General features: G+C 71.3%; 20 protein-coding genes, 2 tRNA genes and 1 pseudogene. 14 read left to right on the top strand and 9 right to left on the bottom strand.

All coding sequences use genetic code 11. The features are described from left to right. Positions 1-124: 124 nt before the first annotated feature. The 4 genes from ACFXGN_RS19000 to ACFXGN_RS19015 all read right to left on the bottom strand — a co-directional run bounded on the left by ACFXGN_RS19000 (position 125) and on the right by ACFXGN_RS19015 (position 3,374). Entirely contained in the window at positions 125-787 is a 663-nt protein-coding gene (locus tag ACFXGN_RS19000) for an ATP-dependent Clp protease proteolytic subunit (RefSeq protein ID WP_366440676.1), read from the bottom strand. Positions 788-852: 65 nt separating this feature from the next. Next, on the bottom strand, positions 853-1,470 hold the full coding sequence (locus tag ACFXGN_RS19005) for an ATP-dependent Clp protease proteolytic subunit (protein WP_384860273.1): 618 nt from the start codon (positions 1,468-1,470) through the stop codon (positions 853-855). A 269-nt stretch (positions 1,471-1,739) separates the two neighbouring features. Beyond that, positions 1,740-3,125, bottom strand: coding sequence for a trigger factor (gene tig / locus ACFXGN_RS19010; protein WP_351791909.1), 1,386 nt, complete (start codon positions 3,123-3,125; stop codon positions 1,740-1,742). A gap of 172 nt (positions 3,126-3,297) precedes the next feature. Continuing rightward, positions 3,298-3,374 (bottom strand) — tRNA-Pro (locus ACFXGN_RS19015). A 132-nt stretch (positions 3,375-3,506) separates the two neighbouring features. On the opposite strand from ACFXGN_RS19015, the gene ACFXGN_RS19020 reads away from it, so the two are divergent. Beyond that, positions 3,507-3,580 (top strand) — tRNA-Gly (locus tag ACFXGN_RS19020). Positions 3,581-3,749: 169 nt separating this feature from the next. Here the strand turns inward: ACFXGN_RS19020 and ACFXGN_RS19025 are convergent. Next, positions 3,750-3,944 (bottom strand): hypothetical protein, encoded by a 195-nt coding sequence (locus ACFXGN_RS19025; protein WP_056558898.1) that lies wholly within the window; start codon positions 3,942-3,944, stop codon positions 3,750-3,752. Between the two features lie 301 nt (positions 3,945-4,245). Between ACFXGN_RS19025 and ACFXGN_RS19030 the strand changes: the two genes are divergently transcribed. Further along, positions 4,246-5,364, top strand: coding sequence for an acyltransferase family protein (locus tag ACFXGN_RS19030; RefSeq protein WP_384860276.1), 1,119 nt, complete (start codon positions 4,246-4,248; stop codon positions 5,362-5,364). On the opposite strand, the gene ACFXGN_RS19035 is transcribed toward ACFXGN_RS19030, so the two are convergent. Continuing rightward, the gene (locus tag ACFXGN_RS19035; protein ID WP_366440587.1) at positions 5,321-6,466 is read right to left on the bottom strand and encodes a PP2C family protein-serine/threonine phosphatase; all 1,146 of its coding nucleotides are present in this window, start codon (positions 6,464-6,466) and stop codon (positions 5,321-5,323) included. The two genes, ACFXGN_RS19030 and ACFXGN_RS19035, sit on opposite strands and share 44 nt — an antisense overlap. 106 nt (positions 6,467-6,572) lie before the next feature. On the opposite strand from ACFXGN_RS19035, the gene ACFXGN_RS19040 reads away from it, so the two are divergent. After that, complete coding sequence (locus ACFXGN_RS19040) at positions 6,573-7,802, top strand: GNAT family N-acetyltransferase (protein ID WP_384860279.1); 1,230 nt, start codon at positions 6,573-6,575, stop codon at positions 7,800-7,802. A gap of 187 nt (positions 7,803-7,989) precedes the next feature. Here ACFXGN_RS19040 and ACFXGN_RS19045 read toward each other — a convergent pair whose 3' ends face one another. Together ACFXGN_RS19045 and ACFXGN_RS19050 are read right to left on the bottom strand one after the other, a co-directional pair. Further along, positions 7,990-8,799, bottom strand: coding sequence for an Fpg/Nei family DNA glycosylase (locus ACFXGN_RS19045; protein ID WP_384860282.1), 810 nt, complete (start codon positions 8,797-8,799; stop codon positions 7,990-7,992). Further along, positions 8,799-9,293: a ribose-5-phosphate isomerase gene (locus ACFXGN_RS19050; RefSeq protein ID WP_384860285.1), complete on the bottom strand. Its 495-nt coding sequence runs from the start codon at positions 9,291-9,293 to the stop codon at positions 8,799-8,801. The genes ACFXGN_RS19045 and ACFXGN_RS19050 overlap by 1 nt, the downstream gene beginning before the upstream one ends. Positions 9,294-9,489: 196 nt before the next feature. Here ACFXGN_RS19050 and ACFXGN_RS19055 point away from each other — a divergent pair, with 196 nt between their 5' ends. Further along, positions 9,490-10,926: an amino acid permease gene (locus ACFXGN_RS19055; protein WP_384860287.1), complete on the top strand. Its 1,437-nt coding sequence runs from the start codon at positions 9,490-9,492 to the stop codon at positions 10,924-10,926. A gap of 100 nt (positions 10,927-11,026) precedes the next feature. On the opposite strand, the gene ACFXGN_RS19060 is transcribed toward ACFXGN_RS19055, so the two are convergent. After that, positions 11,027-11,620, bottom strand: a complete 594-nt coding sequence (locus ACFXGN_RS19060; RefSeq protein ID WP_384860289.1) for a biotin transporter BioY — start codon at positions 11,618-11,620, stop codon at positions 11,027-11,029. A 262-nt stretch (positions 11,621-11,882) separates the two neighbouring features. On the opposite strand from ACFXGN_RS19060, the pseudogene ACFXGN_RS19065 reads away from it, so the two are divergent. From ACFXGN_RS19065 to ACFXGN_RS19110, 10 genes and pseudogenes are all read left to right on the top strand, one after another. Further along, positions 11,883-12,365 (top strand): annotated as a pseudogene (locus ACFXGN_RS19065) (amino acid permease); the annotation flags it as partial. A gap of 235 nt (positions 12,366-12,600) precedes the next feature. Further along, entirely contained in the window at positions 12,601-13,809 is a 1,209-nt protein-coding gene (locus ACFXGN_RS19070) for a phage integrase N-terminal SAM-like domain-containing protein (protein WP_384860292.1), read from the top strand. A 26-nt stretch (positions 13,810-13,835) separates the two neighbouring features. After that, on the top strand, positions 13,836-14,069 hold the full coding sequence (locus tag ACFXGN_RS19075) for a hypothetical protein (protein WP_384860294.1): 234 nt from the start codon (positions 13,836-13,838) through the stop codon (positions 14,067-14,069). A 96-nt stretch (positions 14,070-14,165) separates the two neighbouring features. Further along, positions 14,166-14,459 carry a hypothetical protein gene (locus ACFXGN_RS19080; RefSeq protein ID WP_384860297.1) on the top strand — a complete coding sequence of 98 codons (294 nt, stop codon included), beginning with the start codon at positions 14,166-14,168 and terminating at the stop codon, positions 14,457-14,459. 125 nt (positions 14,460-14,584) lie between these two features. Further along, the gene (locus ACFXGN_RS19085) at positions 14,585-14,824 is read left to right on the top strand and encodes an HNH endonuclease (RefSeq protein ID WP_384860300.1); all 240 of its coding nucleotides are present in this window, start codon (positions 14,585-14,587) and stop codon (positions 14,822-14,824) included. A 41-nt stretch (positions 14,825-14,865) separates the two neighbouring features. Then, complete coding sequence (locus ACFXGN_RS19090; protein ID WP_384860302.1) at positions 14,866-15,075, top strand: hypothetical protein; 210 nt, start codon at positions 14,866-14,868, stop codon at positions 15,073-15,075. Between the two features lie 128 nt (positions 15,076-15,203). Next, complete coding sequence (locus ACFXGN_RS19095; RefSeq protein WP_384860305.1) at positions 15,204-15,557, top strand: hypothetical protein; 354 nt, start codon at positions 15,204-15,206, stop codon at positions 15,555-15,557. 55 nt (positions 15,558-15,612) lie between these two features. Next, a complete protein-coding gene (locus ACFXGN_RS19100) occupies positions 15,613-16,941 on the top strand; it encodes a hypothetical protein (RefSeq protein ID WP_384860307.1) in 1,329 nt (442 codons plus the stop codon). Between the two features lie 407 nt (positions 16,942-17,348). Continuing rightward, the gene (locus tag ACFXGN_RS19105) at positions 17,349-18,371 is read left to right on the top strand and encodes a phage portal protein (protein ID WP_384860310.1); all 1,023 of its coding nucleotides are present in this window, start codon (positions 17,349-17,351) and stop codon (positions 18,369-18,371) included. Then, a complete protein-coding gene (locus ACFXGN_RS19110) occupies positions 18,368-20,119 on the top strand; it encodes an HK97 family phage prohead protease (protein WP_384860312.1) in 1,752 nt (583 codons plus the stop codon). Before ACFXGN_RS19105 ends, ACFXGN_RS19110 begins: the two co-directional genes overlap by 4 nt. The last annotated feature ends 6 nt before the right edge of the window (positions 20,120-20,125 follow it).

Here is a 20,125-nt window from a genome sequence, read left to right on the forward strand (position 1 = left end):
TTCAGCGACTCCTGGTGCCTCATATTCGACGGTACCTTGCCGGGCCCCTCGTTCGGGCCCCCCTTGGCACGGTTCTCATGGTCGTGATTCGGCCACAAGGACCGTGCCAGGGGAAGGTCGGGCGTCAGTTTCCCGCGGAGGCCGTGCTCTTGCGGGTCGAGATGATCTGGTCGACCAGGCCGTACGCCAGGGCGTCCTCGGCCGTCAGGATCTTGTCACGCTCGATGTCCTCGCGGATCTTCTCGATCGGCGTGGTCGAGTGCTTGGCCAGCATGGTCTCCAGCTGGTCGCGCATCCGCAGGATCTCCCTGGCCGCGATCTCCAGGTCGGAGAGCTGCTCTCGGCCGGTGCCGCCGGACGGCTGGTGGATGAGCACGCGGGCGTTCGGCAGGGCCATCCGCTTGCCGGGGGTGCCCGCGGCGAGCAGCACGGCCGCGGCGGAGGCCGCCTGGCCCATGCAGACCGTCTGGATGTCCGGCTTCACGAACTGCATCGTGTCGTAGATCGCCGTCAGCGCGGTGAAGGAGCCACCGGGGCTGTTGATGTAGATCGAGATGTCCCGGTCGGGGTCCATCGACTCCAGGCAGAGGAGCTGGGCCATGACGTCGTTGGCGGAGGCGTCGTCGATCTGCACGCCGAGGAAGATCACGCGCTCCTCGAACAGCTTCGCGTACGGGTCGTACTCGCGGACGCCCTGCGAGGTGCGCTCGACGAAGCGCGGCACGACGTAGCGGTTGTCCATCGGCGCGCCGGTGTAGAGGCCGCTCGGGGAGAGGTTGTTCTGCATCTGGGTGTTCACCGTCCTGGTGGCGTTCGGCGGGGGGCTGGGGCTCTGCTGCGGGCGGCCGGCGCTCAGGCGCCCGTGCCGCCGCCGCCCGGAACACCCGCGGCGTGCGTGATGATGTCGTCGATGAGGCCGTAGTTCTTGGCCTCCTCCGCGGTGAACCAGCGGTCGCGGTCGCCGTCGCGGATGATCGCCTCGACGGTCTGGCCGGAGTGGTGCGCGGTGATCTCGGCCATCCGCCTCTTCGTGCGGAGCAGGTACTCGGCCTGGATCTTGATGTCGGAGGCCGTGCCGCCGATACCGGCGGAGCCCTGGTGCATCAGGATGTCGGTGTTCGGCAGGGCGAAGCGCTTGCCGGGGGTGCCGCCGGTGAGCAGGAACTGGCCCATGGACGCCGCCATGCCCATACCGATGGTGACGACGTCGTTCGGGATGTACTGCATGGTGTCGTAGACGGCCATGCCGGCCGTCACCGAGCCACCGGGGCTGTTGATGTAGAGGAAGATGTCCTTCTCCGGGTCGGCGGCCAGGAGGAGCATCTGAGCGGTGATCTTGTTGGCGATGTCGTCGTCGACCTGCTGGCCGAGGAAGATGATCCGCTCGCCGAGCAGCCGGTTGTAGACATGGTCGCCGAGGCCGCCACCGATGGACGGCTCACCCGCGGCGTAAGGCTTCAGATTCGTCACGTATCCACCTGCTCGTCTCCGACGGCCAGAGCCGTCTCAGCGTCTCGTTCGGAGGGCACTGCCCTCGTATTCATGGACCCTAACGCGCAGGTGGGACAACGCCATCCCGGTTCCCGAACTGTTCGCTGGGAGCGCAAGGTAGTGGGGGACGTGTAAGCGGCCACGGGAACGCGCAGGGGCGGCCCGGCGTCGCGGGAAAGCCCACGGGCCCGCGCGCACCGGAGTGCGCGCGGGCCCGTGGGACGGGGTCCGCCGGGGGCGGAAGGCCCCTACTTGTCCTCGGAGACCTCGGCCTCGCCGGTGACGGCCTCGACGGCCTCGGCGGCGGTCTCGACCTCGTCCTCGTCGTCCGACAGGTCCACGACCTCGCCGTTGCTGTCGACGACCTTGGCGGCCTCGACGACGACCGCGAGGGCCTTGCCGCGGGCGACCTCGCCGACGAGCATCGGCACCTGGCCGCCCTGGGCCACGGCCTGGGCGAACTGGTCGGGGCTCATGCCGGAGGAGGCGGCACGGCGGAACAGGTGCTCGGTCAGCTCCTCGCGGGAGACGTCGAGCTTCTCCTTGTTGACGAGCTCATCGAGGATGAACTGCGTCTTGATGCCCTTCTCGGCCTGCTCCTGGGTCTCCGCCAGGAACTCTTCCTCGGTCTTGCCCTGGATCTCCAGGTACTTGGCGAGGTCGATGCCCATCTGGCCGAGCTGGTGGTGCTCCAGGTTGTGCTTGCGGGTGTTGATCTCGTCCTCGAGGAGCTTCTCGGGCATCGGGACCTCGACCAGCTTGAGGAGCTCGTCGAGGACGCGCTCCTGGGCCTGGGTGGCCTGGTCGAACTGCTTCATGTTCTCGAGGCGCTTGCGGCTGTCGGCCTTCAGCTCGTCGAGGGTGTCGAACTCCGAGGCGAGCTGCGCGAACTCGTCGTCCAGCGCGGGGAGCTCACGGGCGGCGACGGCGGTGACCTTGACGGTGACCTCCGCGTCCTTGCCCTCGGCGGAGCCGCCCTTCAGCTGGGAGCTGAAGGTGGCCTCTCCACCGGCCTCCAGGCCCTTGACGGCCTCGTCGATGCCGTCGAGCAGCTCGCCCGAGCCGATCGTGTACGAGACGCCGTCGGCGACGCCGTCGGGCAGCACCTCTCCGTCGACCTTGGCCTGCAGGTCCACGGTGATGACGTCGCCGTCCTGGGCGGCGCGCTCGACCGGGGAGGTCGAGGCGAAGCGCTCGCGGAGCTGCTCCACGGACTTCTCGACGTCCTCGTCGGTGACCTCGACCGCGTCGACGGTGACCTCGATGCCGGAGTAGTCCGGGATCTCGATCGTCGGGCGGATGTCGACCTCGGCGGTGAAGGCCAGCAGCTCGCCGTCCTTCAGCTCGGTGATGTCGACCTCGGGCTGGCCGAGCGGGTTGACCTCGGCCTCGTTGACGGCCTCGGTGTAGAACTTCGGGAGCGCGTCGTTGACGGCCTCTTCCAGCACGGCGCCGCGGCCGAACCGCTGGTCGATCACGCGAGCAGGGATCTTGCCCTTACGGAAGCCCTTGACCGTGACCTGCTGGTTGATCTTCTTGTACGCCGCGTCGAGGCTGTCCTTGAGCTCCTCGAAGGGCACCTCGACAGTGAGCCGAACCCGAGTCGGGTTCAGGGTCTCCACGGCGCTCTTCACGGTTCGGTCTCCTTGTGGCTGATTCCTGGAATCCACCGGTGCCGCTTGTGAGCGGTCCCGGCGGGTCGGCCCGGTCAGAAAGACACACGGGCACGCAGCTTGCATAGTAACCGCAAGCGGGTTGACGCCCACAACGTGATCAAGAGCGCGCGGGCTCCGCGCGTGATCGTCATGGTCGGGGTGGCGGGATTTGAACCCACGGCCTTCCGCTCCCAAAGCGGACGCGCTACCAAGCTGCGCCACACCCCGTCGGTGCGACACGTAGGGTACATGGACGGGGACTGTGCGGCGCCCTCAGTTTTCCGGGTGTGCGCGAACCCCCCGCGAACCGCTAACATGCTCCTCGTGCCGCGGTCCTCGTGACCTGCGGCGCGATGCTGTGCGGGTGTAGCTCAATGGTAGAGCACTAGTCTTCCAAACTAGCTACGCGGGTTCGATTCCCGTCACCCGCTCCACGCGCCCTCGGGGCCGGTCCGGAGAGTTCCTCCCGGACCGGCCCCGAGGCGTTTCGCCGCCCTGTTCCCTTCCCGCGGCCCCGGTCCTTCCGTTCCGACCCGCGCTCCGGCGTGGCCGACGGGCCCCCACCGGTTTCTCCGGCGGGGGCCCGTCGTCGTCCGGAACCCGTCAGAACTTGATGGACGCGACCGTCTGCGTTATCGAGTCGAGGAAGCGCTGGATGTCGTCGGCCATGCCGGTGGAGGCGAGGAAGAAGCCGAAAAGGACGGCGACCACGGCCGGGCCCGCCTTGAGGTTCCCCCCACGGATCAGCACCACCAGGATGATTGCCAACAGCAACACCACAGACAGTGAAATGGCCACGACTGATCACACCCTCGCTCGGTCCCGCTCTGCCCACCAGGGAGCTCGGTCCCCCGGACTCCCCCCGCTGGCTCCCATGGTGCCACCAACCCCCCTGCCCCCGCTGCCCGGTGACGAACCGTCGTGTACCCGGGAGAGGGCGGATGAGAATCGTCATACCCGCACAACCATGCGACTTTCATCCCTTTAAAGAGGCTTTCTCCTTGCGAGAAATCAGCTGACATCAAGCGACTTGTCAGTAGATGTCGGGCGGATTTCCCTTCTGTTCTCAGCCGGACGGCACTCCATTACCGTCGCCGCAATGTCGTCCAGCACTCAACCGGCCTCGCTCCTGGCGAAGGGGCCTCCCGCCGCCCTCGCCGGGCCGCCCGACCAGCGGGAGCCTCCGCCCCCCAGGAGCCGCGACCCCTACTTCGACAACGCGAAGTACCTCGCCATCCTGCTCGTCGCCCTGGGGCACGTCCTGCCCGTGGTGGTGGAGGGCAGCCGGGCCACCCGGGCCCTCTACATGCTCGTGTACGCCTTCCACATGCCGGTCTTCGTCCTGGTGTCCGGGTACCTCTCGCGCGGCTTCACCGGACGGCCCGACCAGCTCCGGCGGCTGCTCACCGGTGTCGCGCTGCCGTACCTCCTCTTCGAGGTCGCGTACACGCTGCTGATGCGGTGGGGTCTCCAGCCCGAGCGGCCCTACGACCTGCTCCACCCCACGTACGTCATGTGGTTCCTGATCGCCCTGTTCGTCTGGCGGCTGACCGCCCCCTTCTGGGCGGTCCTGCGGTGGCCGGTGGCGGTGTCCCTCGGGATCGGGGCGCTGGCCTCGGTCACCCCCGGTCTGGACGGGGTCGTCGGTATGCAGCGGGTGCTGCAGTTCCTGCCGTTCTTCGTGATCGGACTGCGCACGCGCCCGGAGCACTTCCGGCTGCTGCGGCGCCGTCCGGTGCGCGTGGCGGCCGTCCTGGTCTTCGCCGGGGCCCTGCCCTTCACGTACTGGGCGACGCCCAGCATCCCCATGACCTGGTTCTACCGGACCGTGAGCGCCCAGGAGATGGGGGTGGCCTGGGCACCGGGGCTGCTGCGGGTCGGCGTGCTCTTCGGCTGCTCGGTGGTCCTGACGGCGGCCTTCCTCTCGCTGGTGCCGGGCCGCGCGCTCTGGTGCACGCGGCTGGGCGCCGGGAGCGTCTGCGGCTACCTCCTGCATGGCTTCCTGATCCGCGGCGGGCAGTATTCGGGGTTCTTCGACCGCTTCCCCTGGCTGGGCACGCCGGGCGGCCGGGTGCTGCTGGTCCTGGTGACGTTCGCCGTGATGACCCTGTTGTGCGCTCCCCTGGCGCGCCGCCTCATGAGGCCGGTGACCGAGCCGGAGCTGGCCTGGGCGTTCAGGCCGGACGGGAGACCAGCAGCAGGGCGCGGTCGTCGTTGACGTCCTTGGCGACGGCTTCGATGAGGTGCCAGGCGACGCCCTCGAAGCCCTCGGCGACGCAGCGGTCGGCCTCGCCGGTGAGACGATCGATGCCCTCGTCGATGTCCCGGTCGGCGGCCTCGACCAGGCCGTCGGTGAAGAGCATGAGGACGTCCCCGGGGCGCAGGGAGCCCTTGACGGGGTGGAACTCGGCGCCGTCGTAGACGCCGAGGAGGGGGCCCTCGGCGGCCTTCTCCTCCCAGCGTCCGCTGCCCGCGTGGAGCTGGAGGGCGGGCAGGTGGCCCGCCGAGAAGAGTTCGTAGTCGCCGGATTCCAGGTCGAGGACGAGGTGGATGGAGGTGGCGAAGCCCTCGTCCCAGTCCTGGCGGAGCAGATAGCCGTTGGCGGCGGGCAGGAAGCCGTGCGGCGGGAGCGAGCCGAGGAGTCCGCCGAAGGCGCCGGAGAGCAGCAGGGAGCGGGAGGCGGCGTCCATGCCCTTGCCGGAGACGTCGGTGAGGACGACTTCCAGGGTGCGGCCACCGTGGGTGCGGGCGGCGACGACGAAGTCCCCGGAGAAGGACTGGCCGCCGGCCGGGCGCAGGGCCATCTCGCGGTGCCAGCCCTTGGGGAGCCGGGGCAGCGCGCTCTGCACCCGGATGCGTTCGCGGAGGTCGAAGAGCATGGTGCCGCCGCGCCGCCACGGCACGCCGACCCTCGCCCGGAACTGGGCGATGAGCAGTCCGAAGAGGCCGCAGGCGGCGACCACGAGGACGGTGCCGGGGGTGACCCGGGCGGGGCCCTGGGTGTAGGGGCCGAGGACGACGGACTCGACGATGAGGGCGCCCGCGGCGGCGGCGTACAGGCCGAGCAGGCTGGCGGGGCGCAGCAGCAGTCCACCGGCCACGATGGGCAGGACGAGGGCGGCGGGCGCGCACCAGACGGGGTCGTAGAGGGTGGCGCAGGCGATGGCGGGGACGGTCAGGAGGAGTCCGGCGAGGGCGAGGCGGTCGGAGCCGTCGCCGCGGAAGTAGTCGACGCCGGATTTGCGCAGCGCGGTGCGGACCCGGCGGACGCGTCTGCGCAGCCGGGCCGCGTACGTGCTCACTCCGGCGCGGTGTCCCATTGGCCTGGACCCTATCGATCCATCCGGGTTCCGTGCAGGGGTACCCCGGTGACAAGGTGCGGGAAATCGGGTCGCCCCGGGCAGATGGCACTGATATCGATGGCATATGACGAATGAACTGCGGGTGCTGGACCCGGACGACTGGGACCGCTGGTACGAGGTGTTGGAGCTGGCGTTCGGCGGGGTGCCCGAGGAACCGGAGGAGCGGGCGCTCTGGAAGGACCTGACGGAGCCGGAGCGGTTCCTGGGGATGTGGGACGGGGATCTGCCGGTGGGGACGGCGGGGGCGTTCTCGTTCCGGCTGACCGTGCCGGGCGGGGCTTCGGTGCCGGTGGCCGGGGTGACGATGGTGAGCGTGGCGGGGACGCACCGCAGGCGCGGGATCCTGACCTCGATGATGCGGCGGCAGCTGGACGACGTACGGGCGTGGGGCGAGCCGCTGGCGGTGCTGACGGCGTCGGAGCCGGAGATCTACGGCCGGTTCGGGTACGGCGCGGCGGCGTTCGCGTCCCGTGCGGTGATCGACATGACACGGGTGCGGCTGACGGTGCCGGAGGGCACGGACGGGGTGACGCTGCGGGCCGCTCCGCTGGCGGAGTCCTCGGCGGTGTGCGAGGAGCTCTACGCGCGCCTCGTGCCGTCGCGGCCGGGGATGCTGGCGCGGCTGCCGGGCTGGGAGCGGCTGCCGCTGCTGGATCCGGCGGGGAGCCGGGAGGGGGCGTCGCCCCGGCAGGTCGTGCTGGCGGAGCGGGACGGCCGGGTGGTGGGGTACGCGCACTACGCGGTGAAGCCGGACTGGTCGGCGGGGGGTCCGGACGGTTCGGTGTGGGTGCATCAGCTCGCGGCGCTCGACCCGGCGGCGGAGGCGGCGCTGTGGCGGTTCGTGTGCTCGGTGGACCTGACGGCGCGGGTGCGGTTCATGGGGCGGCCGGTGGACGACACCTGGCAGTACCTGGTGTCGGACGTGCGGCGCTGCGAGCCGACGCTGCGGGAGTCGCTGTTCGTCCGGCTCGTGGACGTGGGCGGGGCGCTGGAGGCACGGACGTACCAGACGCCGGTGGACGTGGTGTTCGAGGTGACGGACGCGTTCTGTCCCTGGAACGAGGGGCGTTGGCGGCTGACCGGGGACGCGAAGGGCGCGCGGTGCGTGCGGACCGGGGACGCGCCGGATCTCGCCCTGTCCGTAAGGGAGTTGGGCTCGGCCTATCTGGGCGGGGTGTCGCTGGTGGCGCTCGCGGCGGCCGGACGGGTGCGGGAGCTGCGGGAGGGTGCGCTGACGGAGGCGTCCGTGGCGTTCGGCTCGCCGGTGGCGCCTTGGCTGCCGCACGGCTTCTGAGGGTGTCCTCGGGGGTGGCCTGGGCGAGTGTCCGTGGCGGCCACCACCGGCCGGGACGGGGTCTCCGGTCCCGGCCGCCCGGCCCGTACGGGCTCCGGCCGTGCGGCCCGTACGGGTCCCGGCCGTGCGGCCCGTACGGGTCCCGGCCGGCAGGCTCCTACGGGCTCCGGGCCAGGTGTTCCGGGGGTCACGCCCGCTGGCAGTCCGGGCACCAGAAGAGGTTGCGGGCGGCGAGGTCCGCGGTGCGGACGGGGGTGCCGCACAGGAGGCAGGGCTGCCGGGCGCGGCGGTAGACGTACACCTCGCCGCCGTGGTCGTCGACGCGCGGGGGGCGGCCCATGGCCTCGGGGGTGTGCTCGGGGCGGACGGTGTCGATGCGGTTGAGCCGGACGCCTTCGCGCATGAGGGCGGCGAGGTCGGTCCAGATCGCGTCCCATTCGCGCGCGGTGAGGTCCTTCCCCGCGCGGTAGGGGTCGATGCCGTGCCGGAAGAGGACTTCGGCGCGGTAGACGTTGCCGACGCCCGCGATGACCTTCTGGTCCATGAGGAGGGCGGCGACGGTGCTGCGGGAGCGGGAGATCCGGCGCCAGGCGCGGTCGGGGTCGTCGCCGTCGCGGAGCGGGTCGGGGCCGAGGCGGTCGTGTATCGCCGCCTTCTCCGCGTCCGTGACCAGGGCGCAGGTGGTGGGGCCGCGCAGGTCGACGTATCCCCCGGCGTTCGCCAGGCGGAGCCGGACGGTGTCGGTGGGCGGCGGGGCGGGGGCGTCGCCGAAGGCCACCTTGCCGAAGAGGCCGAGGTGGATGTGGATCCAGCCGGTGCCGGGGAAGCCGAGGAAGAGGTGCTTGCCGTGGGCCTCCGCGGTCTCCAGGACGGCGCCGTCGAGGAGGGCGGCGGAGCCGGTGAACCTGCCCTGGGGGCTGGTGACGCGCACGGACCGGCCGCCGAACCGTTCCCGGTGGTCGGCGGCCAGTCGGTGGATGGTGTGCCCTTCGGGCATCAGGCGGTGGGCTCCTGCGGGTGGTGGGCCGGGATCGGGGGGAGCTCGCCGGTGTTCTCGTAGGCGGTGAGCATGTCGATCCGGCGGGTGTGGCGTTCGTCACCGGAGTACGGGGTGTTCAGGAAGATCTCGACGAACTTGGTCGCCTCTTCCCGGGTGTGCATCCGGCCGCCGACGGAGACGACGTTGGCGTTGTTGTGCTCGCGTCCGAGGGCGGCGGTCTGCTCGCTCCAGGCGAGGGCGGCGCGCACCCCCTTCACCTTGTTGGCGGCGATCTGCTCGCCGTTGCCGGAGCCGCCGATGACGATGCCCAGGCCGTCCGGGTCCGCGGCCGTCCGCTCGGCGGCGCGCAGGCAGAACGGCGGGTAGTCGTCGAGGGCGTCGTAGATGTGGGGACCGCAGTCGACGGGCTCGTGGCCCTGTGCGGTGAGCCACTCGACAAGGTGGTTCTTCAGTTCGAAGCCGGCGTGATCGGAGCCGATATAGACGCGCATGATGCCGAGTGTGGCACGTCAGGGGCCGGGTAGCAGGCAGCGGGGTCGGGACGTTCTTCCGGCCTGGTACGGACCTTCGCCTCTCGCGAGGTCGCCCTACAACGATTCGGAATACTCCGTTCCGATCACCCCCGCCCCTGGGGTTCCATGCTCGGGCTCGCACCCCGAGCGACCCCCCACTCATGAGGAAGCGTCGATGAACACGCAACCGACCCTGACGAAGGACGACGGGGAGACCGGCACCACCGGCGCTCCTGACTCCTCCGACGGCCTCAAGGCCGGACTCAAGAACCGCCATCTGTCGATGATCGCCATCGGCGGTGTCATCGGCGCCGGGCTCTTCGTCGGCTCCGGCTCCGGCATCGCCGCCGCCGGGCCCGCGATCCTCCTCTCGTACGCGCTCGTCGGCACCATGGTCGTCTTCGTGATGCGGATGCTGGGCGAGATGGCCGCCGCCCGGCCGTCCTCCGGCTCCTTCTCCGCCTACGCCGACCAGGCCCTGGGCCGCTGGGCCGGTTTCAGCATCGGCTGGCTCTACTGGTTCTTCTGGGTCGTCGTCCTCGCGGTCGAGGCGACGGCGGGCGCCAAGATCCTGGAGGGCTGGATCCCGGCGGTCCCGCAGTGGGCCTGGGCGCTGATCGTGATGGTGGTGCTCACCGCGACGAACCTGGCCTCGGTGGCCTCGTACGGCGAATTCGAATTCTGGTTCGCCGGGATCAAGGTCGTCGCGATCGGTGCCTTCGTCGTGATCGGGCTGCTGGCCGTCTTCGGGGTGCTCCCCGGTTCGGACAACCCGGGCGCCGGGTTCGCGCACCTCACCGACGCCGGGGGCTTCTTCCCGATGGGTGCGGGCGCGATCCTCACCGGGGTGCTGATGGTCGTCTTCTCCTTCATGGGCAGCGAGATCGTCACCCTGGCCGCCGGTGAGTCGGAGGACCCGCAGCGGGCCGTGACGAAGGCCACCAACAGCGTGATCTGGCGGATCGGCGTCTTCTACCTGGGCTCGATCCTCGTCGTCCTCACCCTGCTCCCGTGGAACGACAAGTCGATCCTGGAGAAGGGCTCGTACGTCGCCGCCCTCGACTCCATCGGCATCCCGCACGCCGGTCAGGTGATGAACGTGATCGTCCTGACGGCGGTGCTCTCCTGCCTGAACTCGGGGCTCTACACCGCCTCCCGGATGGCCTTCTCGCTCGGACGGCGGGGCGACGCGCCGAAGTCCTTCGCGCGGGTCAACGGGCGGGGCGTGCCGCGGGCGGCGATCCTCGGCTCGGTCGTCTTCGGCTTCGTCGCGGTCTTCTTCAACTACAAGTGGCCGGACACCGTCTTCGCCTTCCTGCTGAACGCCTCCGGCGCGGTGGCGCTCTTCGTCTGGCTGGTCATCTGCGTGACCCAGCTGAGGATGCGCGGCATCATCCTGCGCGAGTCGCCGGAGAAGCTGGTGGTGCGGATGTGGCTCTTCCCGTATCTGACCTGGGCGACCATCGCCATGATCGTCTTCGTGCTCGGCTACATGCTGTACGACGGCGGGAGCGCCCGGGAGCAGGTCGTGCTCTCGCTCCTGGTGGCCGCGCTGGTGATCGTGGTGGCGCTGGTCCGCGAGCGGTTCGCGAAGGCCGCCGCGCGCCGGTAGCCGCCGGGTGCCGGTAGCCGCCGGGTGCCCGGCATGGGGAAGGGCCCGTCGCTCCCCGGAGCCGCGGGCCCTTCCGTATGCCGTGATGCCGGGCGGGGTCTCAGCCCCTGCGGCCGGCCAGCTTCCAGACGGCCGGGAGGGCGCCCATGGCGAGGGCCGCCTTGAGGGCGTCGCCGAGGAGGAACGGGACGAGACCGGCGGCCACGGCCTGGCCGAGGGTCATGCCGGTGGCGAGGGCCAGGTAGGGCACGCCGACCGCGTAGATGATCGCGGAGCCGAGGAGCATGGCGCCCGCCGTGCGCGGCACCGAGCGGTCGGCGCCGCGCCGGGCCAGGGCGCCGACGACGGTCGCGGCGAGCAGCATTCCGAGGACGTAGCCGAAGGACGGCATGGCGTAGCCGGAGGAGGACTGCGCGAACCACGGCACGCCCGCCATGCCCACGACCGTGTAGAGGGCGAGGGCGAGGAAGCCGCGGCGGGCGCCGAGGGCGGTGCCGACGAGCAGGGCGGCGAAGGTCTGCCCGGAGACGGGGACCGGGGAGCCGGGGACCGGGACGGAGAGCTGCGCGGCGAGGCCGGTGAGGGCGGCGCCGCCGAGGACCAGCGCGATGTCGCGGGTGCGGCTCGCGGGGAGCAGATCGGCGAGGACGGTACCCGCACGGAGGGTACGGGCGGGGGTGGCGGCGGTGCTCATCGGTACTCCGCGGGGTGAGGGTGGGTGGGACAGGTTGACGGTATGCCAGGAGTGAACGCCCGATCACCGTCAGCCGCCGACAAAGCCCGAGCCGAGCGCTTCATCAGGTTTCGACAAAGAGCGGGATCCATGCCTCGCGCCACGTGACCCTCGTCACTGGCAACTCGACGCGAGACGCCCCTTTTGCACCGGAGGGAGGTCAGCGGAGAGACTGTGGAGTCCCCATAAAGTGTCATCTCCCCGAGAGCGCGAGCCCCCCACCATGCGCGACGAGCCGTCGTCCTCCCCGGTCAGCGGACCGGAGCCCCTCTCCCACGGTCTGAAGCAGCGCCATCTGACGATGCTGGGGCTCGGCGGCGTCATCGGTGCCGGGCTCTTCGTCGGCTCCGGCGCGGGCATCGCGGTCGCCGGGCCCGGGATCGTCGTCTCGTATCTGCTCGCCGGGACGCTCGCGATGCTGGTCATGCGGATGCTGGGCGAGATGTCGGCGGCGATGCCCGCCTCGGGGGCGTTCTCGGTGCACGCCGAGCGGGCGCTGGGCCGGTGGGCGGGCTTCTCGGTGGGCTGGCTGTACTGGTTCCTCCTCGTGGTGGTCCTCGCGGTGGAGGCGACCGGCGCGGCGCGGATCGCGCACGGCTGGGTGCCGGGGGTCCCGCAGTGGGGCTGGGTGCTGGTCTTCATGGTGGTGTTCACCCTCGCCAACCTGGCGGCGGTGAAGAACTTCGGCGAGTTCGAATTCTGGTTCTACCCCCCCGAAGCTCGACGGGCCACGTAGTGCAGAATCGGTACTTCCACCCATCCTGCCCATAACGGACAAGTCGGACATTCGTTGAGGTAGCACCACCCGAATTCGACTCGTGGATGGGGCTGTTGTGGTCTACCGAAGAGGGCATGAAGTCGCGCCCGCTCTCCTGGCATGGCGGGATGAGCGCGTGCGTCTGGGTGGCGGTGCCGGTGGTTCTGAGAAGTCGATGCGGAACGTGTCCGCCGTCGCGTGGGGCCTGGGTATCGGGGAGGCACCGCACTTGCTGCCAGACAACGCCCTGGAGCTGTACATCAAGGCGTACCCCGGGCGCCTGCGTGAGACGTCGATGGCTTCGTACCGGTCGGCCCTGGATCAGTGGGCGCGGTATCAGGCGCGGGGACACTTGAGTCTGGAGCGGGTCCCCCTGAGCAGTGTCAGGCTGGACCTGGACGAACCGGCGGACGTTGAGCAGCTTCACCCGACGTTGCGCAAGTGGCGCCGCACGATGCGGACCGAGTTCAAGGCGAAGACCACCGTCACCGGGTACTTGAAGATCGTCCTTGGCATGTTGGAAGAAGCCGGGAAGGATGACCCGCTGAGCCTGGACGAGGAAGACGTTCAGGAGTACATCGACCGGCGGATAATCGAGCGCGAGCGCATCGGCAAGGAACTGTCCGTGTCTCGCCACGATGTCTACTTGGCCGCCGTCCGGTGTCTCTTCCGGGACTCCAAGCGCAAGAAGGACGACCCCACCGCCGACCTGAAAAGGCTGCGGCGCAGGGGCGACGGGGTGCGCACCCCCGTTGCGTCCACTCTGACCGTGCGGAAGGCGCACGGCGCCGCCGTCGAGGACATGGCGTCCACGGACGCGACCCGCTTCGAGACCGGCCGTCGCATGTGGCTGCTCACGGCCCTGATGTCCGGCATGGGGTACCGCATCTCTTCCGCGACGCGCACCTTCCCGCGCGATGACCTGGACTTCGACGGAGAGAACTACTGGCTGACACCCCAGTTCCTGAAGGCGCGCAAGGGGCGCCCGATCCGGCAGCACCCGGTACCGGAGCACATCGCACACGAGATCCTGAGCAACTGGAGTCCGGGGGAGTCCCTGGTACCGCTGGGATGGACCGTGGCCAACACCGCCGACCGGTGGTCGGCGTGGATGCTCTCCAAGGGGCTGACGTCACGGCCACACCAGTTCCGTGCGTACTGGATCGATGAACTCATCGAGCTGACCGGTGATCTTGAGAGCGTGTCCCTCGCCGCCGACCACCGGGACGTCCAAACAACCATCGGCTACCGTAACCGGCGCGTTCGCCGGGAGTCCCTGACCACCATGCGCCGCTTTCACACGGACATGCCCGCCCGGGTGCCCGCGCAGCGGACAGAAGGCACCTTGGACCTGTCCAACGTCCGTGTGCTGGGTCTCCCGGCGCCCGCGTAGGTCCCACCCACCGCTGAGGAGTCATCGTGGATAAGCCGCTGCACGTCGTGTCGGAGTTCGGTGAAGCGTGGCTGATGTGGACGGCCGCTCTGTACGAGGAAGCTCAGGCACTGCGTGAGGCTCAGTCCCTCATCAGGCACCCTGAGGCCACGTGGACGTACTACGAGTCTGCGGGGGTGGCCGCCGAGCGGCTGTGGATCGCCGCCGACCTGGAGAGCATCGCCGCATGGCTCGAAGGACTTCCCGCCGAAGCCGCGTAGGGGCCTGTGGGACCTGAGGGGGTCCGGACACTCGTCCGGGCCCCCTTCGGCGTGTCTGGGGGTGCGTCAGGACCGTGCCGGTATGACGATCGGATCATGAGCACCGAAGCAGTCGCGGCCGTCATGTCCCTGAGCCTGGCCCTGTGCACCATGGGCATGGGCGCCATGGTGATCACGCTCGTCTTCCGGGTGCTCCCGGAACGGGAGGCGGAGCGGATCGCCGCCGAGCGGCGAGGGGCCTACCGGTACGCGGTCGACGCGGCCGAGGGGCACGGCGTGCACGGTGGTGGGGTGCATGAGCCCCGGTTTCGTCCGGAGGGTCCCGGCGGGCCGCGCGGCCCCGGCGGCGGGCCGTTCGGGTTCGGGCAGCGGCCTGGCCGTGACGGCTGACGAAGCCCAGCTCTTCCGGCTCCTGGTGGGCTGCGTGCTCCTGGCCGTAGCGCTCCTGGCCGTGGTCGTCTGGTAGATGCCCGCCCCGCCGTGGACCGGTCCGGCGAAGCGGGTAGTACCTGACCATGCCCAGTGCGCTGACCGAGCAGGGGTCCAGCTCCGCATGGCGCCGTGACCGCGCGGCCGTCCTCGCCGAGGAGACGCGGTGCCGCTGGTGCGGCGAACCGGCGAGCGAGGTGGACCACATCATCCCCAGGAAGTACGGGGGTGACGACCGCCGCGAAAACCTCGCCGCGTCGTGCCAGCCGTGCAACCTCGCCCGCGAGCAGGGGCACTACAACGCGCCCCCGTCCCGCGACTGGTGACCGCCAGGATGGGGCCCACCACCCACCACAGGAGGTCAGCCATGCACCACCCCACCACCGCGTCCGGTCACGCGCTCGCCCACGCGCAGCGGATGGACCGCTTCTACTCCCGCGCCGCCGCGCTGGGGGCGGACCGCGAGCGCGCCGACGACGCGTTGCGCAGGGTCCAGGGCCGGTACGAGGGCAGCTCCGCGACGGCCGAGGAGTGCGACGCGGCCGTGCGGCTGCTCGCCGCCGACTGCGGCCGGTAGCACCCCGGGTTTTTGAGGCAGGGGGCCGCGCGGACACCCCGCGCCCCCTGTTCTCTCTCCCCGGGCAGGGGGAGGGGGGTCCCGCTCATCCCGCGCCAACAAGCCTCTAACCAGGGAGAATGCATCTCATGGCGTCTACTATGCGCTCGCGTACGTCCCGGGGGCCCAGCGTCCCGAGGGCCCGCCGGACAGCCGGACGGGCCGAGCGGGGCGCCGAGACCGCGATCCGCGCGTCACGGAGCGGCGGGAAGGCCGACCCGAAGCGGGCCGCCGTGGAGGCTGTCGTCCGGATCGTCGCCCGGGGCCTGGACGTCGCCGCCGACGACCCGTACGCCCTCGCCCAGCTCGTTCCCCGGATGCTCGACATCCTGCGCCTGGCGCAGCTTGTCCCCGAACCGGCGGGGGCCGCTGATGACACGTGGGCACTGTTCGAGCGGGCTATGTCCACCCCCGAAGTGGCGTACCCGGCCGACCCCCGGTAGCGCCACGTTCGGCCCGGCGGTCGGCAGGCTCGCCGCCGGGCTGGGGACCCCGCTCATGCCGTGGCAGCAGTACGTGGCGAACGTGTCCCTGGAGCTAGCCGACTGCGGGACGCGCTTCCGCTACGGGTCCGTCCTGGTGTCGGTCCCCCGCCAGTCGGGGAAGACGACCCTGTTGCGGCCGGTCATGGCGCACCGGTGCCAGATGGTCCCGGACGCGTCCACGTGGCTGACCGCGCAGCGGCGCATGGACGCGCGGGACATCTGGCTCAAGACCGTGACGGCCGTCGAGCGGTCCCCGCTCCGCGCGATCACGACGACCCGCCGCGCCAACGGGTCTGAGGGAACGTTCTTCCGCAACGGGTCGGAGATCAGAGTGTTCGCGCCGACCGAGGACGCCCTACACAGCAAGACGACCGACTTCGTCGGCGTGGACGAGATGTGGAGCTTCGGGGCGGACGTCGGCCGGATGCTGCTCCAGGCCATCGACCCGACCCAGGCAACCCGCCCGTGGGCACAGGTCTGGTACGTGTCGACGGCGGGGACGGGGCGCTCTACGTGGATGCGGCCGATGGTCGACCGGTGCCGCGAAGACCTCGCCCGGGGCGAGCAGGGCGACACGGCGTTCTTCGAGTGGGGCATCCCCGAGGACACCGAGGACCTGACCGACCTCGCCGTCTACGCCGACCATCACCCGGCGGTCGGCCGGACCATCGACCGCGCCGTCCTCGCCCGCTCCCAGTCCCGCATGGACCCGGCGGAGTTCGCCCGCGCCTACGGGAACTACTGGGTGTCGGCCGCGTCGTTCTTCCTGGCTCCGGCGGTCTGGGACCGGGCCCGCGCGTGGGCGCCGCTCGACGGCGGGCCGGTCGCGTTCGGCGTCGAGCAGCACCCGGACGGGTCCGGCGCGTCGATCGTCGCCGCCGGGACCCTGACGGACGGGCGCCGCGCCGTCGAGCTGATCGAGCAGCGGGCCGGGGTCGGCTGGCTCGCGCCCCGGCTCCTGGAGCTGGTCCAGCGCCACCGCCCGAGCGCGGTCGTCATCGACCCGTACGGGCCCGCCCGCTCCGCCCACAAGACCCTGACCGAGCAGCACCGCGTAGCGGTGCCGCTGGTCGACTTCACCGCCGCCGACCTGATCCAGGCCACCGACGAGCTGGTGAACGGACTGGTGGAACGGACGATCGCGCACCGGTCTCACAACCGGCTCGACGCGGCCCTTCTGTGCGCGACGTCGCGGCAGGTGCGCGAGCAGACCGTGGTGTCCCGACAGAGCACGACCGAGGGCGAGCACCCGGCCGCGCTCATCGCCGCGATGCTCGCCGCCTACGGACTCGCGCACCCCCCGCAGACCGGCGCCCGCCCCGGGGTCGGCCGCCCGGGATGACCCCGGCCGCCAGCCCTCGTACGTCACCGCCCGCCCCCGTACGTCTCCCAGATGACGTACGGACAGCGCCCCGCGGAATGTGACCCACGCCACAGTCACCGACAGCCGGCATTTTCCGCCCTGTGACGTGGGTCACACGTTCTCGAGAACCCGGACGCCCGTCGCCGCCCCGCCGCGCCCCGGCTCGCCGCGCCGCCGGACGGAACCGGAGGTAGCCTCCGCTTATGGGTCGATGGCTCCCGATCAAGCGTCCGGCGCGCGGAAATGATGCCGCCGCCGCCGATCGCTCCTGGACGATCGGGGACGACCCAGCGCCCCGCCGTGACGGACTCGCTCCCGCGCTCGCTGCTCGCATCGCTGGCACCGACCCGGGGCGCCTGTGGGGACGTGTGCCGCGCGCTCTGGCCATGCGTCTGCCCACCGTCCGGCGGGGCGTCCGCCTGATATCCGGCGCCATCGGCACGATGCCCCTGCGCCGCTGGCGGGACGGCGAGGAGATCCCCCCGGGCCCGCTGCTCACCCAGCCCGAGACGTGGCGCCCGTACTGCCGCAGCATCGCCGCCCTGGTGGAGGACCTGATCCTCTACCCGCGCGCCTGGTGGCTCGTGACCGGCCGCGACGGCTGGACCGGCTACCCGACGTCCGTGGTCCGGCTGGACCCGGAGTCCGTCCAGGTCGACGCCGAGCCGGGCACGGACGAGGTCGTCCGCGAGTGGGCCACCTACCGGGGCCGCCCCGTCAACGCGACCGACCTGATCGCGTTCGACGGCCCGGACGAGGGACTCCTCACGCTCGGGGACGACACGATCGTGACGGCCCTCGCCCTGGAGGCCGCCGCCGCCCGCTACGCCTCCCCGGAGATCCCGACCGGCATCCTCAAGCAGACGTCTCAGTACGACCTGACGGACGACGAGGTAGACGCGCTCCTGGACCGGTGGGAGCGCTCCCGCCGGACGCGCGGCACCGGGTGGCTCAACAGCGGGGTCGACTACCAGGGCGTCACGACGACCCCGGCTGACTTCCAGCTCGTGGAGTCCCGCGAGGAGTCGGCCCTACAGCTCTGCCGACACCTGGGGCTCCCGCCCCGGTACGCGGCCGTGGCGTCCGGGGACTCGTTGACCTACTCCACTCAGCTCAGCGAGCGCACCGACCTGATCGAACTCTGCTTCGCGCCGTACCTGTCGGTGATCGAAGAGCGTCTGTCGATGTCGGACCGGAACGGCTCGCCGCGCGGGCAGACCGTGCGGTTCTCCGTCCTGGAGTTCCTGCGCTCCGCGCCGCTGGACCGGGCCGAGAGGTACGCCCGGCTGATCCCACTCGGCGTCATGTCGACCGGCGAGGCCCGGGGCGAGGAAGGTCTCAGCGGACCCCCGCCCCCGCCCCCGGCCGCGCCCGCGCCCGCGCTTCCGCCGTCCGAGGAGGCCCCGTGATCCTGCGCCTGTACGCCCCCGTGGCCGCCGTCGCCGGGGCCGACGAGCCGCCCCCGGCCGACCGTGCCCAGCCCTCGCGGTCGGTCGGGGGCCCCATCCTCACCTACGGCGTCCGCGCCCACCCCAGCGGCCCCTTCGGCTCCGTGACGTTCGCGCCCGGCTCCCTGGAGGCGGACTCCGACCTGTCCCGGGTCAAGCTGCTCCGCGACCACGACGCGGCGCAGCCGCTCGGGCACATGGCAGAACTGACCGACTCCCCGACCGTCGCGGACGCCGAGTTCGCGGTCGGCTCGCACCCCGCCGCCACCGAGGCCCTGGCCCTCGCCGCAGAGCGGGTCCTTGACGGGTTCTCTGTCGGCGTCGAGCCCATCGAGTGGACCGAGGACGCCGACGGCACCGGGGTCACGATCACCCGCGCCCGCCTGGCCGAGGTCTCTCTCGTCGCCCTGCCCGCATACACCGACGCCCGCGCGGTGCGCGTGGCCGCCCAGGAAGGCACCCCCATGAACAACCCCCCCGCCGCCCCGGCGCCCCCGCCCCCGGCCGCGCCGCCGCCGCCGTCGCCGTCGCCGGATCTGCCGCTGACGGCCGCCGACGTCGCCGCGCTCCGCGCGCTCCTCGCCGCCCCGGCCCCGGAGATCGCGCCCCCCGCCGCCGCGCCGCTCACGGCCACCGCGCCGCTCCAGGCCGCCGCGATCACCACCACGTCCCGGCTCGACGCGCACGGGTACTCCCGGCCGCTCCCGGCCGTGGTCGTGGGCCGTGAGCGGGTCGACGCCTGCGACTACCTCGCTGCGTCCCTGGAACTGATGGTCCACGGGAACTCGGGCCCCTGGGAGCGGGTCCGGCGGGTCCTCGCCGCCGTGGTGCACGAGACGACCGCCCTGGTCCCCGGACTGCTCCCTGAGGTGATCGTGGGGCCGATGCTGGACCAGCTCGCCCCGGAGCGGCCCGTGTGGCTGTCCCTCGCCCCCCGCGCGATGCCCGCCACGTCGTCCTCCTTCAAGCGGGTGAGGGTCACCCAGCACACCGAGACCGGCGAGCAGTCGGCGGAGAAGACAGAGCTTCCCAACCGGCCGCTGAAGGTGTCCGCCGAGGACGTGGCGAAGAAGACGTATGGCGGGTGGGTCAACATCTCCCGACAGGTCATCGACTGGACGTCCCCCGGGGCCCTCGCTCTCATCGTGCAAGACCTCCTGGCCTCCCTCGTGCAGGACACCGAGGATGTGGCGTGCGCCGCCCTGGTGGCCGCCGCCACGGACTCCGTGACCGGAGACCTCAAGGACCCCGCCGAACTGAACTCGCTCGTCTACCAGGCAGCGGCGAAGGTCTACGGTGCCGTGGCCGCCCGCCGGACCCCGGCTGACCGGGTGTGGATGTCGCCGGACGTGTGGGCCGCGATCGGCTCGATGGTCGACGGCAGCAAGAGGCCGCTCTTCCCCGCCCTCAACCCCAGCAACGCGCTCGGAGCGCTCCGCCCGACCGAGCCGACCGGCGCGGGCGGCGACTTCGTCGGCTTCCGGCCGGTCGTCTCCCCGGGCCTGCCCGCCGCGACCCTCATTGTCGGGGCGTCCACCGCAGTGGAGGTCTACGAAGACCAGCGGGGCACGCTCCAGGCCGTGGAGCCGTCCGTCCTCGGTACCCAGGTGGCCGCCTACGCCTACCTGGCTACCTACCTCGCCCAGCCGAAGAAGCTGGTGGCGCTGAAGCAGAAGGCCGCCGGGGGCGCCCCGGCCGCGAAGGACTGACGCGCG

This window comes from Streptomyces sp. NPDC059247 (assembly GCF_042754005.1).
In the GTDB taxonomy this organism is placed as follows: domain Bacteria; phylum Actinomycetota; class Actinomycetes; order Streptomycetales; family Streptomycetaceae; genus Streptomyces.

What these genes read in the sequence shown, in the direction of transcription:
- ACFXGN_RS19045 (WP_384860282.1), bottom strand. Translation starts at nt 8,799, where the DNA reads ATGCCCGAAGGGCACACCATCCACCGACTGGCCGCCGACCACCGGGAA.
- ACFXGN_RS19035 (WP_366440587.1), bottom strand. Translation starts at nt 6,466, where the DNA reads ATGGGACACCGCGCCGGAGTGAGCACGTACGCGGCCCGGCTGCGCAGA.
- ACFXGN_RS19100 (WP_384860307.1), top strand. Translation starts at nt 15,613, where the DNA reads ATGCCGTGGCAGCAGTACGTGGCGAACGTGTCCCTGGAGCTAGCCGAC.
- ACFXGN_RS19095 (WP_384860305.1), top strand. Translation starts at nt 15,204, where the DNA reads ATGGCGTCTACTATGCGCTCGCGTACGTCCCGGGGGCCCAGCGTCCCG.
- ACFXGN_RS19000 (WP_366440676.1), bottom strand. Translation starts at nt 787, where the DNA reads ATGCAGAACAACCTCTCCCCGAGCGGCCTCTACACCGGCGCGCCGATG.
- ACFXGN_RS19090 (WP_384860302.1), top strand. Translation starts at nt 14,866, where the DNA reads ATGCACCACCCCACCACCGCGTCCGGTCACGCGCTCGCCCACGCGCAG.
- ACFXGN_RS19055 (WP_384860287.1), top strand. Translation starts at nt 9,490, where the DNA reads ATGAACACGCAACCGACCCTGACGAAGGACGACGGGGAGACCGGCACC.
- ACFXGN_RS19080 (WP_384860297.1), top strand. Translation starts at nt 14,166, where the DNA reads ATGAGCACCGAAGCAGTCGCGGCCGTCATGTCCCTGAGCCTGGCCCTG.
- ACFXGN_RS19060 (WP_384860289.1), bottom strand. Translation starts at nt 11,620, where the DNA reads ATGAGCACCGCCGCCACCCCCGCCCGTACCCTCCGTGCGGGTACCGTC.
- ACFXGN_RS19050 (WP_384860285.1), bottom strand. Translation starts at nt 9,293, where the DNA reads ATGCGCGTCTATATCGGCTCCGATCACGCCGGCTTCGAACTGAAGAAC.
- ACFXGN_RS19040 (WP_384860279.1), top strand. Translation starts at nt 6,573, where the DNA reads ATGACGAATGAACTGCGGGTGCTGGACCCGGACGACTGGGACCGCTGG.
- ACFXGN_RS19085 (WP_384860300.1), top strand. Translation starts at nt 14,585, where the DNA reads ATGCCCAGTGCGCTGACCGAGCAGGGGTCCAGCTCCGCATGGCGCCGT.
- ACFXGN_RS19030 (WP_384860276.1), top strand. Translation starts at nt 4,246, where the DNA reads ATGTCGTCCAGCACTCAACCGGCCTCGCTCCTGGCGAAGGGGCCTCCC.
- ACFXGN_RS19105 (WP_384860310.1), top strand. Translation starts at nt 17,349, where the DNA reads ATGCGTCTGCCCACCGTCCGGCGGGGCGTCCGCCTGATATCCGGCGCC.